Source organism: Nocardioides phosphati, assembly GCF_014646375.1.
Taxonomy (GTDB): domain Bacteria; phylum Actinomycetota; class Actinomycetes; order Propionibacteriales; family Nocardioidaceae; genus Nocardioides; species Nocardioides phosphati.
In genome coordinates this window covers 33737-44037 of the sequence record NZ_BMNI01000015.1, presented here as the reverse complement: position 1 = coordinate 44037, position 10301 = coordinate 33737, and the positions used below count along the sequence as shown (strand labels likewise).

Annotated in this window: 10 protein-coding genes; 3 read left to right on the top strand and 7 right to left on the bottom strand. The window is 70.1% G+C overall.

Going from position 1 to position 10301, the window contains the following annotated elements; translation table 11 throughout:
- Nucleotides 1-717 precede the first annotated feature (717 nt).
- From cofC to IEX47_RS17060, 7 genes are read right to left on the bottom strand one after another with little or no spacing between them, the layout of a single operon-like run.
- The gene (gene cofC, locus IEX47_RS17090; protein WP_188785246.1) at nucleotides 718-1338 is read right to left on the bottom strand and encodes a 2-phospho-L-lactate guanylyltransferase; all 621 of its coding nucleotides are present in this window, start codon (nucleotides 1336-1338) and stop codon (nucleotides 718-720) included.
- A complete protein-coding gene (locus IEX47_RS17085; protein WP_188785244.1) occupies nucleotides 1335-2495 on the bottom strand; it encodes an acyl-CoA dehydrogenase family protein in 1161 nt (386 codons plus the stop codon). The genes cofC and IEX47_RS17085 overlap by 4 nt, the downstream gene beginning before the upstream one ends.
- Entirely contained in the window at nucleotides 2492-3556 is a 1065-nt protein-coding gene (locus IEX47_RS17080; RefSeq protein ID WP_229662964.1) for a phosphotransferase family protein, read from the bottom strand. The genes IEX47_RS17085 and IEX47_RS17080 overlap by 4 nt, the downstream gene beginning before the upstream one ends.
- Nucleotides 3556-4344, bottom strand: a complete 789-nt coding sequence (locus IEX47_RS17075) for an SDR family NAD(P)-dependent oxidoreductase (RefSeq protein ID WP_188785242.1) — start codon at nucleotides 4342-4344, stop codon at nucleotides 3556-3558. The genes IEX47_RS17080 and IEX47_RS17075 overlap by 1 nt, the downstream gene beginning before the upstream one ends.
- Nucleotides 4341-5276 carry an oxygenase MpaB family protein gene (locus tag IEX47_RS17070; protein WP_188785248.1) on the bottom strand — a complete coding sequence of 312 codons (936 nt, stop codon included), beginning with the start codon at nucleotides 5274-5276 and terminating at the stop codon, nucleotides 4341-4343. The genes IEX47_RS17075 and IEX47_RS17070 overlap by 4 nt, the downstream gene beginning before the upstream one ends.
- 5 nt (nucleotides 5277-5281) lie before the next feature.
- Entirely contained in the window at nucleotides 5282-6421 is a 1140-nt protein-coding gene (locus IEX47_RS17065) for an acyl-CoA dehydrogenase family protein (RefSeq protein WP_188785240.1), read from the bottom strand.
- Nucleotides 6414-7457 (bottom strand): LLM class F420-dependent oxidoreductase, encoded by a 1044-nt coding sequence (locus IEX47_RS17060; protein WP_188785238.1) that lies wholly within the window; start codon nucleotides 7455-7457, stop codon nucleotides 6414-6416. The genes IEX47_RS17065 and IEX47_RS17060 overlap by 8 nt, the downstream gene beginning before the upstream one ends.
- Before the next feature lie 127 nt (nucleotides 7458-7584).
- On the opposite strand from IEX47_RS17060, the gene IEX47_RS17055 reads away from it, so the two are divergent.
- The 3 genes from IEX47_RS17055 to IEX47_RS17045 are packed head-to-tail and all read left to right on the top strand — an operon-like array spanning nucleotide 7585 to nucleotide 10270.
- On the top strand, nucleotides 7585-8727 hold the full coding sequence (locus IEX47_RS17055; protein ID WP_188785236.1) for a CaiB/BaiF CoA transferase family protein: 1143 nt from the start codon (nucleotides 7585-7587) through the stop codon (nucleotides 8725-8727).
- Entirely contained in the window at nucleotides 8724-9569 is an 846-nt protein-coding gene (locus IEX47_RS17050) for an SDR family NAD(P)-dependent oxidoreductase (protein WP_188785234.1), read from the top strand. The genes IEX47_RS17055 and IEX47_RS17050 overlap by 4 nt, the downstream gene beginning before the upstream one ends.
- Complete coding sequence (locus IEX47_RS17045; protein ID WP_188785232.1) at nucleotides 9566-10270, top strand: acetoacetate decarboxylase family protein; 705 nt, start codon at nucleotides 9566-9568, stop codon at nucleotides 10268-10270. The genes IEX47_RS17050 and IEX47_RS17045 overlap by 4 nt, the downstream gene beginning before the upstream one ends.
- The last annotated feature ends 31 nt before the right edge of the window (nucleotides 10271-10301 follow it).

Sequence of the window (10301 nt, the reverse complement as noted above, 5' to 3'; positions counted from 1 at the left end):
ACGCGGTGGCCGCGTCTTCGTCTGCCGTACACGCCGGCGACGGTCTCGGCGACCGCGCTACACCACTATCGGGGACTCAACTCAGTGGCGGACGTGCCGGATCACTCCGCAGCACGATCCTCGCGGAAGGCCGCCACCCCAGCCGGCGTCGTCGGACCGTTACTGGGCCGGGTCGTGGCATCGCCTGTCCAGGGCCTACCGAGCACTGTCCTCGTTGCTGCGATGATGGCGATCGTTGTCCCGGAGGTAGGGTGCTTCCGCGGGCGAGGCCTTGTTCTTCTTGACGGTGACGACGTCGGACCAAGGCAGTTCCTGGCTAGATTGGCCGGTGTCGGACCACGCGGCTTGTTTTCGTGGGGTCCGGGCGACTCACGAGACGGTGCTCTTGATCAGATGAGGTGAAGCTCGCGAGCTCGATTGATTGCTGCGATTCTCGAGTTCACGTCGAGCTTCTTGAAGCGATCTAGATGGCGCTTGACTATCGCTTCAGCGATGTAGAGCTCCTACTTCCTCAACATCAACGATCCCGAGATCCTCAACAAGTACGTCGGCGAGACCGAGCGCCACGTCCGCCTGGTCTTCCAGGGGGCCGGGAGAAGGCCTCGGCGAGATCGTGCGCCACCTGACGCCGTTCCGCGCGGTCGCTCTCGAGCTGAGAACGCCGGCAGGCAGATGCCGCGGCCGGTGCCTCGTGAGGGGCGCCGGTCCCGTGCTACCTCATGACCCGTGGATCTCAGGGGCGGTGGTGCTCTCGTCGCGGTCCGTCGGCACCTGGTCGGCGAGCCTGTCGAGGTCCCGGCGCACGCCGGAGGGCGCGTCCGTCACGGCGCGGTACCCCACGCAGACGTGGCGGCGGAGGGACTCTGGCCCGAAGAGCACCGGCGGCCACCGGTCGCCGGGGTGGAGCAGCAGGGTTGTGCCGGTGCCCTCGTGGTCAGGGACGACCAGCGGGTTGCGGTCACGTCGGTAGCGTTCGACGACCTCAGCGAGGTCAGCCGAGGTCAGGGCCGGCAGATCGCTCACTAGGATGCCCACGTCGGCCCCGGGCACGCGACGCCGAGCCGCACGCCGGCCGCGCCGAGCTGCCGCGTTGAGCCCGCCACGCCGCCGCTCACGGCAGACGTCCGCACCCAGGAAGCGAACCAGCCGCCGGACCGTGCGGTCGCGCGTGACGACCACGACGCGGATCACCTGGGGCGTCGCCACCGCGGTGCGCACCGTGTGCTCGGCGAGCGACAGAGCGATCATCCGGCGTACGGCGGGCTCGACCTCGAGTCGGCTCTTGGCCGCCTCGAGTCGCTTCACCGGGATGACGAGGACGACGCCCGGCGCCGTCATGCCCCGGCCAGCACCTTGCGGGAGATGGCGTACTTGTGGACCTCCGTGGGGCCGTCGTAGAGGCGGAAGGCGCGGATGTCCCGGAAGATCATCGCCACCGGCGTCTCGTCACTGATGCCCATGCCGCCGAGCACCTGCACACAGCGGTCGGCCACCTTGAAGAGCTCCTCGGCGACCATCGACTTGACCATCGAGGACTCGTGCCGGCCCTGGTGGCCCTGGTCGAGGACCCAGCACGCCCACCAGATCATCAGGCGGCACTGCTGAAGGGCGATCTCGTTCTCAGCGAGCATGAAGCCGACGCCCTGGTGCTGCCCGATCGGCTTGCCGAACGCCGTGCGGGTGCGTGCGTGCTCGACCGCGATCGCCTGCGCCCGCGTTGCCGCGCCGAGCCACCGCATGCAGTGGGTCAAGCGCGCTGGAGCGAGGCGGAGCTGGGCGTAGCGGAAGGCCTGGCCCTCCTCACCGAGAAGCGCGGACTTGGGCAACCGGAGGTCGTCGAAGCGGACCACGGCGTGGCCCTCGACGTAGTTGCGATCCATCGTGTCCATGGTCCGCTCGATGATCAGGCCGGGGGCGTCCCCGTGACAGAGGAAGAGGGTGGCGCCGGCGCCCTCGAGGTCGGCCATGATGATCCAGGTCCGCGCCCCGTTGGCGCCGGTGATCAGCCACTTACGGCCGTTGATGACGTAGTGGTCGCCGTCGCGCACCGCCGTGGTGGCGAGCTGCCCGGGGTCGGAGCCAGCGCCGTCGGGCTCGGTCATCGCGAAGACCGAGCGGTGCTCGCCCGCAATGACCGGCTGGAGGAACTCGAGGGTCTGCGCCGGGTTGGCGATCTTCGACAGGAGGAACATGTTGCCCTCGTCGGGTGCCGCGCAGTTGAGCGCGATCGGCCCGAGCGTCGACCAGCCGGCAGCCTCGAAGAGGACGGCCTGGCCCAGGTGGCTCGGCTGCAGGCCGCCGAAGCGCTTCTCCGCCTGGAAGGTGAGCAGGCCGGCCTTGCGGGCCAGCGCGACCATGTCGTCACGCAGCTCCTCGGTCGGGCCGTGTGCGGTGAGGCGCGGATCCTTCTCGAACGGGATGATCTCCTCGTCCACGAAGGTGCGGATCCGGGCCGCCAGCTCGGCGGTCTCCGCAGGGATCTCGAAGTCGATCATGATGCTCCGTCCAGAATGGTGTGAGCGCGCTCGAAGAGGCGCGTTGCGGTGGTGTGGAGGCGGTTGCCGATCTCTGGCGGGGCGAGCCCGGAGAGGGCCCGCGCGTGGCTGCCCTCGAGGATGATCCCGAGTTTGAAGCAGGCTAGGACGACGTACCAGTCGAGGTGGGTGAGGTCGCGATCGGACTGCGCGGCGTAGCGCGCCACGAGTTCGTCCGCGGTCGGCAGGCCGCCGGCGCGGGTGAGCAGGCCGGCGAACTCGTCGGGAGCCCCCGGGAGGTCCCAGGTCGCGACGAGCCAGCCGAGGTCGAGCAGCGGGTCGCCGATCGTCGCCATCTCCCAGTCGACGACCGCCGCGACTGCGGGCACGTCGCGCCGGAACATCACGTTGCAGGCGTGGAAGTCACCATGGATCAGGCCGGGCTGCCAGTCGGTCGGCACACGTGCGGAGAGCCAGCCTGCGACCTCGTCGACGTACGGGACCTCCACGCGGTGGTAGCCGGGAAGAGCGAGGTGGGTGTTCAGCTCGCCGAGCCAGCGGCCGGTCTGCCGATCGAGGAACCCGTCGGGCTTGCCGAAGTCGGCCAGGCCGACGGCCACGTGGTCCACGCGCCCGAGCGCGGCGAGGGCGTCGACGAAGGAGAAGGCGAGCTCGCGTCGGAGCGCGGGCGTGCCGGCGGCGGCTGCGGGCAGCTCGAGGCCTGCGTTGAACCCATCGACCGGCTCCATCAGATAGAACGCCGCGTCACCGAGCACCGCCGGATCCGTGCATGCGGCGATCAGCCGGGCGTGCGGCACGTCGGTCCCGGCGAGTGCCCGGAGGACCCGCGTCTCACGCGCGATCACCGCGTTGCTCCCGGGCCGGAGGTGCTCGGGGCCGCGCCGCAGGATGAACGACCGGCCACCGCGCACGAAGCGAAGCATGATGTTCTGCGTGCCTCCACCCACCGGAGCGGCAGCGAGGACGGGTCCCGAGCCAAGCCCTTCCTGGTCCATCCAGCGCGTGAGCGCGTCGAGGTCGACGCCGTGCACGACCAGTTGTGGCTTCTTCGTAGTAGTCATCAGTGGCCCGACATCCCGCCGTCGACCGCGAGCGTCGCGCCTGTGACGTACGACGCGGCGTCGCTGGCGAGGAAGAGCACTGCGGCGTCCAGCTCGTGCTGCTCGCCGAAGCGCTGCAACGTGGCGGTGCTCCGAACGAACTCGCCGAGCCGCTCGGCGTGCGCTCCGGCGGTCATCTCGCTGGCGAAGTAGCCCGGGGCGACGGCATTGACCCGGATCCCCTTACGGAGGGACCACTGCTGGGACAGATCACGGGTCAGCCCGATGACCGCCGCCTTGCTTGCGGAGTACGCCGCCTGTGGGGAGTAGGACTTCACCAGGCCGAGGACGCTGGCCACGTTCACGATGCTTGAGCCGGGCTCCATCACGCGCGCGCAGGCCTGGGCCATCCAGTAGCTGCCCATGAGATTGACCTCGAGAACCCGGCGGAACTCATCCGGCTCCTCCCTGACCGCCGGTACAGCGGTTCCGACGCCGGCGTTGTTGATCAGCACGTCGACGCGGCCCAGTGTGTCGATGCCCGCCTGCACCAGCGCAGTGCAGGCGTCGGGATCGGTCACGTCGGTCACCCGGGCGACCACGGTGCGCCCCGACGTACGGATCTCGTCGGCGATCGCCTCGAGCTCGCCGGCCCGGCGGGCGCCGAGGACGAGGTCGGCCCCCGCGTCCGCGAACGCCCGGGCGAAGCCGGCGCCGAGGCCGGAGCTCGCCCCCGTGATGACGACGGTCTTGCCGTCCATCCGGAACCGCTCGAGGAGTCCGGGCGCGGCACCTGGTGCGGTGCTCATGACACTCCCTCGTCGGAGGACGCACGCGCCGGGGCGTGGGTATGCACCTCGCGCGAGTGATCCCGCGGCCCGAGGTCAGCGATCGTGTAGCCGAACGGGTAGGTACGCCGTGCGTCGTGGACATAGCGGTCGTCGCTGCGGCGCGGAGGGAGGTGACGCATGAGGCGTCCGCGCATCACCAGGGCCCTGTGCAGGGCGCGTGATAGCCACCGCGGTTGGCGAGGAAGCCCGAGCGCGTCGCGCAGTGGTTCGTCGAGCATCGCGATGAGGCTGCGTCGGACGAGGGGACGCAGGGGACGGGGGTACCAGCCAGCGACGATCCGGATGCTCGCCTCCGCGACGCGGGTGTTCGCCGGGCTGTAGGCGAAGTGCTCGGTCTCGTAGTCCTCGAGGAGACGCTCGTACTCGTCGTACGTCACAGGGAGCTCCTTGATCCCCATCAGCTGGCCGAACCGGGTGGTGAACCAGGTCATCGCTGTCACCTCATGGGGGTGGAGCGGGCGGTAGCCGTACGCGTCGATGAACCGCTTCGGGCCGACCAGCGTGGTGGCGAGGACGTAGCGGAATTCGTGGTTGGGAATCCCGTAGGCACCATGGATCCGGTTCATCTTGCGGACGGCAGCGCGCGCCCGCTGCGACTCGATGCCCTCGACGGCTGCCTCGTGGGCGAAGAGGTTGGTGTCGTCGTAGCGCTTCTGGCCGTCGTGCTCGAACTGGCCCGTGCGGTCCAGCAGGTCGCTGATGGTCGGCACGCCGTAGTCCCGCATGAAGGCGATCGAGGTTCCCTGGACGTACTCGAAGGGGAACTCGTGGTAGGCCGTCAGGTCCAGGATCGTGCGGAGGTCCGCCTCGTCGGTCGGGTCGAGGGACTCGATGCGACGCAGGTTCGCAAAGCGCTGACCACGCCGGGCCAGGATGTCGATCGCCTTCATCCGGATCACAGGCCGAGGCTCCGGCCGATGATCTCCTTCTGGATCTCCGTCGTGCCCCCGTAGATCGTCGAGATCCGGCTGTCGCAGTAGGCGCGCGCGATCGGGTACTCGAGCATGAAGCCGTAGCCGCCGTGGAGCTGGACGCCGCGGTTGACCATGCTGTTCTGCAACTCGGTCGCCCACCACTTCGCCATCGACGCACCGGACGCGTCGAGTTCGCCGGCAAGGTGCTTCTTCAGGCAGTCGTCAACGAAGGTCTGCACGATCCGCGCTTCCGTGGCCATCTCGGCGATCACGAAGCGGTTGTGCTGGAACTTGCCGATCGGCTTGCCGAACGCCTCGCGGGTCTTGGCGTAGTCGAGGCAGAGCTCGAAGATGTACTGGCAGGCGGCTGCGGCCTGGGCGGCGATGATCAGCCGCTCCTGCGGCAGGTTCATCATCAGGTAGATGAAGCCCATGCCCTCCTCGCCGAGGAGGTTCGCCTTCGGCACGATCACGTCGGTGAAGGAGAGCTCGGCGGTGTCCTGGCCGTGCAGGCCGACCTTCTCCAGGTTGCGGCCGCGCTCGAAGCCGGCCATGCCCCGCTCGACGACGAGAAGGCTGAAGCCCTTGTGGCCGGCGCCGGGGTCGGTCTTCGCAACGACGATCACCAGGTCGGCGTTGATGCCGTTGGAGATGAAGGTCTTGGAGCCGTTGAGGACGTAATGGTCGCCCTGGTCGACGGCGGTCGCGCGCACGCCCTGCAGGTCCGAGCCGGCACCCGGCTCGGTCATGGCGATGGCGGTGATGGTCTCGCCGGTGACGCAGCCGGGGAGCCAGCGGCGCTTCTGCTCGTCGGTCGCGAGCTTGATGAGGTACGGGACGATTATGTCGGTGTGGACCGAGAAGCCCGGTCCGCTGGCGCCGATCCGTCCCTGCTCCTCGCTGACGATCACGTTGAAGCGGAAGTCGTCGATGCCCGGGCCGCCAAACTCCTCGGGCACGTCGAAGCAGAGCAGCCCCGCCTCGCCGGCCTTGAGCCAGGCTTCGCGCGACACGATGCCGTCACGGTCCCACTCCTCGGCGTGCGGCTTGACCTCCTTCTCGAAGAAGGTGCGCGCGGACTGGCGGAAGTCCTCGTGCTCGGTCTCGAAGATGTCACGCATCGATGAGCTCCTTCATGCGCGCGACGAGCGCCGGGGCGTCCGCGTCGACGGGGGTGATCTGCAGGTTGGTCACGCCGGACTCGAGGTAGGCAGCGATGCGCTCCTTGACGTACGACTCGGGGCCGACGAGGTTCATCGCCTCGAGGAACTCCAGCGGGACGGCCGCCTCGGCTTCCTTCTTCTTGCCGTCGAGGTAGAGGCTCTGGATCTCCTCCGCCTCCTTCTCGAAGCCGTAGTCGCGGAAGAGGTCGTTGTAGAAGTTCTTGCCGCGGGCACCCATGCCGCCGACGTAGAGCGCGACCAACGGGCGCGCGAAGTCGAGGAGCGCCTTGGTCTCCGCCCCCTCACCGATCGCGCACATGCCGCCGGCCACGACTTCGAGTGGCGCCATCCCCTCGGGCCGCTTGGCGAGGCCGGCCGCTAGCGAGGCGCTCCAGACCTGGCCGGCCCTCTCCGGGTGGTAAAGGAACGGCAGCCAGCCGTCGGCGTACGACGCGGCGCTCTCGACCGACTTCTTGCCGAGAGCGGCGATGTAGATCGGGACCGAGTCCCGCTCGGGGTGGACGAGGAGCTTCAGTGCCTTGCCCATGCCGGTGACGGCGCCGTCCTCCTTCGAGAGCGGCAGCTTGAAGATCTTCTCGCTGGTCAGCGGCTCCCGCTTGAGGCCGCGACGGATCAGGCCGGTGACCTCACGGGTACGGCCGAGCGGATTGGCGTAGGGGAGGCCGTGGAAGCCCTCGATCACCTGCGGGCCGGAGGCGCCGAGGCCGATGATCGCGCGCCCTCCGCTGACGTTGTCGAGGCCGGCGGCGGTCTGCAGCAGCGCGCCCGGCGTACGCGAGTAGACGTTGAGGATGGCCGCGCCGATCTCGATGGATTCGGTCTTGGCGGCCAGGTAGCCCATCAGCGTGGGCGAGTCGTAGCCGTAGGCCTCAGCGACCCAGATGGTGTCGAGACCAGCCTTCTCCAGGGCGCTGACCTGGTCGGCTGCCTCCCGCGGGTTTCCGGCGTAGAGGAGCGCGCTCGAGAGCTTCATGAGGGGCCTTCCGGGAGTGCTTAGATCATGACAGTAGGGCTGTCACCATTGCCCATCCCGCATGACGTTGTCAACAGAACTGTCACGGTCTTGACAAAAGTGACAGCAAAAGTGTCAGGATCGTCGCATGACGTTCGAACTGGGACAGGGAACCGGCCCGCTGCAGGGCATCAAGGTCGTCGAGATCGCGGGCATCGGACCCGGCCCGCACGCCGCCACGATCCTCGCCGACCTGGGCGCCGACGTGATCCGCGTGGAGCGGCCGGGCGGGGCCTTCACGGGCACCGGGCGCGAGCACGACTTCCTCACCCGGGGCCGACCGAGCGTCGCGCTCGATCTCAAGGACCCCTCCGCCGTGGAGGCGGTCCTCCAGTTGGTCGACCAGGCCGACGTGCTCCTCGAAGGCATGCGCCCGGGGGTGACCGAGCGCATGGGCCTCGGCCCCGATGCCTGCCTGGAGCGCAACCCCGGCCTGGTCTACGGCCGGATGACCGGCTGGGGGCAGACGGGGCCGCTCGCACATGCGGCAGGGCATGACATGAACTACATCGCGATCACCGGCACGCTCCACGCCTCCGGGCAGGACGCCGATCGCCCGCATTTCGCACAGAACGTCGTCGGCGACTTCGGCGGTGGCTCGACCTACCTGGTCATCGGCGTCCTGGCGGCCCTGATGGAGCGGGGTCGCAGCGGGTGCGGCCAGGTCGTCGACGCGGCCATCGTGGACGGCACCGCGCACCTCAACATGATGTGGGCCGCGATGCTCGCCGGCGGGGTGGCGACCGAGCGCCGAGGCGTCAACCCGCTGGACGGCGGGCTGCCGAACTACGCCCTCTACGAGACCTCCGACGGCGGCCATCTGTCCGTCGGCCCCATCGAGCCGCAGTTCTACGCCGAGCTGATGCGCCTGCTCGGGCTGGACCTCGCGCTCGCCGCCGACCCGGCCGCCGCACGCACGGCGATCGGTGACGCGATCCGCACCCGGACCCTGGTCGAGTGGACGTCGGTCTTCGACGGCACTGACGCCTGCGTCGCCCCCGTGCTCCCGCTGAGGGAGGCTGCCCGCCACCCACACATGGCAGCGCGGGAGGTCTTCGTCGAGCGCGACGGTGGCCTCCAGCCTGCGCCCGCTCCGCGCTTCTCGCGGACGGTGCCGACGCTGACCACCGGGCCGACCCATCCGGGGGCCCAGACCCGGGAAGCCTTGGAGGCGTGGGGCGTCGCCGGGGTCGACAAGCTGCTCGTCTCGGGTGCGGCGGTGCAGGCATGAGGACGTCCCGTCAGGTGGCCCGCAGCGTCGCGATCACCGGCGGTGCCCAGGGGATCGGCCGGGCGGTCGCCGAGGCGCTGCTCGCGGACGGCCATCGGGTCGTCATCGGCGACATCGACCTGGAGCTGGCCCGCGCGACGGCCGCCGCTCTCGGCGGTGGCGCCCGGGCGGCGTACGTCGACGTGCGGGACCCGGCGTCCTTCGCGGCGTTCCTCGACGAGGCCGACACGCTGCCCGGAGGCCTCGAGGTGCTGGTTAACAACGCCGGCATCATGCCGATCGGCGACTTCCTCGACGAGTCGGACGCGCTCACTGACCGGGCGATCGACATCGACCTGCGCGGGGTGCTGACGGGCACGAAGCTGGCCGGGCGCCGGTTCCGCCAGCGCGGAGCCGGTCACGTCGTCAACATCGCCTCCGTCATGGGCACGCTAGCCTCGCCCAACGCGGCCACCTACTGCGCCGCGAAGTACGGCGTCGTCGGCCTCGGCCACGCCCTGCGCCAGGAGTGGCGGGGGAGCGGGGTGACGATCTCGACGATCTGCCCGGGCTTCGTCCGAACGGGCCTGATCGCCGGCATGTCCGCACCGCGCGGCACGGGGTGGCTGCTCATGGTCGATCCCGAGGACGTCGCGCGCGCCGTGGTGAAGGCCGTCCGGCGGAACCGGTCGCGGACGGTCTTCGTGCCGCGCGGGGTCGGTGAGGCCTCGCGCGGCTCCAACGCCCTCCCCGACGGCGTCCGGGACTGGATGTTCCGTGCGTCCGGCGGCAACAAGGTGACCACCGACCTCGACCGGGACGCCCGGGCCGACTACCAGAGGACGATGGAGGGACGGCGATGAGCGGCCGCGTCGAGCTGACCGACGTCGCCGGTGTCCCGGAGACCCGCCTGCTGGAGGCCGTGGCCTCCCGGCTGCCCCCAAACGCCTCCACCGCGCCCTGGGAGTGCCGCTGCGAGGCGCTCGTGTGGGCGGCCCGTGGCAGCCGCGCCGCGCGGGAGGCGCTGCCTCCGGCCCTCGCGGGCAGCCGTGCCCTCGCTGTCGTCGGCGGCTTCGTCCGGTACGCCGACACGCCCGTGGGGCGCTACGACGAGGTGCTCGGTCTGGTCGCCTCGCACCGCGGCCTGCGACCGTGGGGATCGGTCGCCTTCATGGCCGTGGACTCCGAGCCGAGCCTGGTCGGCGGGCGCTCCAACTGGGCGATGCCCAAGACGCTCGCCGCGTTCGAGGGTGAGATCGCCAGCGGCGCCACGATCACGGGCGGTGGCGCAGGCGATCTGTCCTGGCGGGTCAGTGCCAAGCCTCGCGTCGTCGGACCGCCGCTCCCGCTGCGCGCCTCGGTGATGGCGCGCCAGCAGTTTCCGGATGGGGTCGTGCGCGCCAGCCGGCTGAGGAACCGGGGCTGGTTCCGCCCGGCGCTCGTCCGGGTCGAGGTGGAGTCCGACGGCCCCCTGCCCTCGTGGCTGCGGCCCGGGTGGCACCTCGGCGCGGTCGTCGATCGGATGACCTTCACACTCGGGGCACCTCGCGGCGAGGATGGCTGACGGGACGTTCGGACCGGGCCCCCTCCGCTGC

Excerpts from the sequence above, each read along its gene's own strand:
- cofC (WP_188785246.1), bottom strand. The coding sequence starts at position 1,338 with ATGACGGCGCCGGGCGTCGTCCTCGTCATCCCGGTGAAGCGACTCGAG.
- IEX47_RS17085 (WP_188785244.1), bottom strand. The coding sequence starts at position 2,495 with ATGATCGACTTCGAGATCCCTGCGGAGACCGCCGAGCTGGCGGCCCGG.
- IEX47_RS17080 (WP_229662964.1), bottom strand. The coding sequence starts at position 3,556 with ATGACTACTACGAAGAAGCCACAACTGGTCGTGCACGGCGTCGACCTC.
- IEX47_RS17075 (WP_188785242.1), bottom strand. The coding sequence starts at position 4,344 with ATGAGCACCGCACCAGGTGCCGCGCCCGGACTCCTCGAGCGGTTCCGG.
- IEX47_RS17070 (WP_188785248.1), bottom strand. The coding sequence starts at position 5,276 with ATGAAGGCGATCGACATCCTGGCCCGGCGTGGTCAGCGCTTTGCGAAC.
- IEX47_RS17065 (WP_188785240.1), bottom strand. The coding sequence starts at position 6,421 with ATGCGTGACATCTTCGAGACCGAGCACGAGGACTTCCGCCAGTCCGCG.
- IEX47_RS17060 (WP_188785238.1), bottom strand. The coding sequence starts at position 7,457 with ATGAAGCTCTCGAGCGCGCTCCTCTACGCCGGAAACCCGCGGGAGGCA.
- IEX47_RS17055 (WP_188785236.1), top strand. The coding sequence starts at position 7,585 with ATGACGTTCGAACTGGGACAGGGAACCGGCCCGCTGCAGGGCATCAAG.
- IEX47_RS17050 (WP_188785234.1), top strand. The coding sequence starts at position 8,724 with ATGAGGACGTCCCGTCAGGTGGCCCGCAGCGTCGCGATCACCGGCGGT.
- IEX47_RS17045 (WP_188785232.1), top strand. The coding sequence starts at position 9,566 with ATGAGCGGCCGCGTCGAGCTGACCGACGTCGCCGGTGTCCCGGAGACC.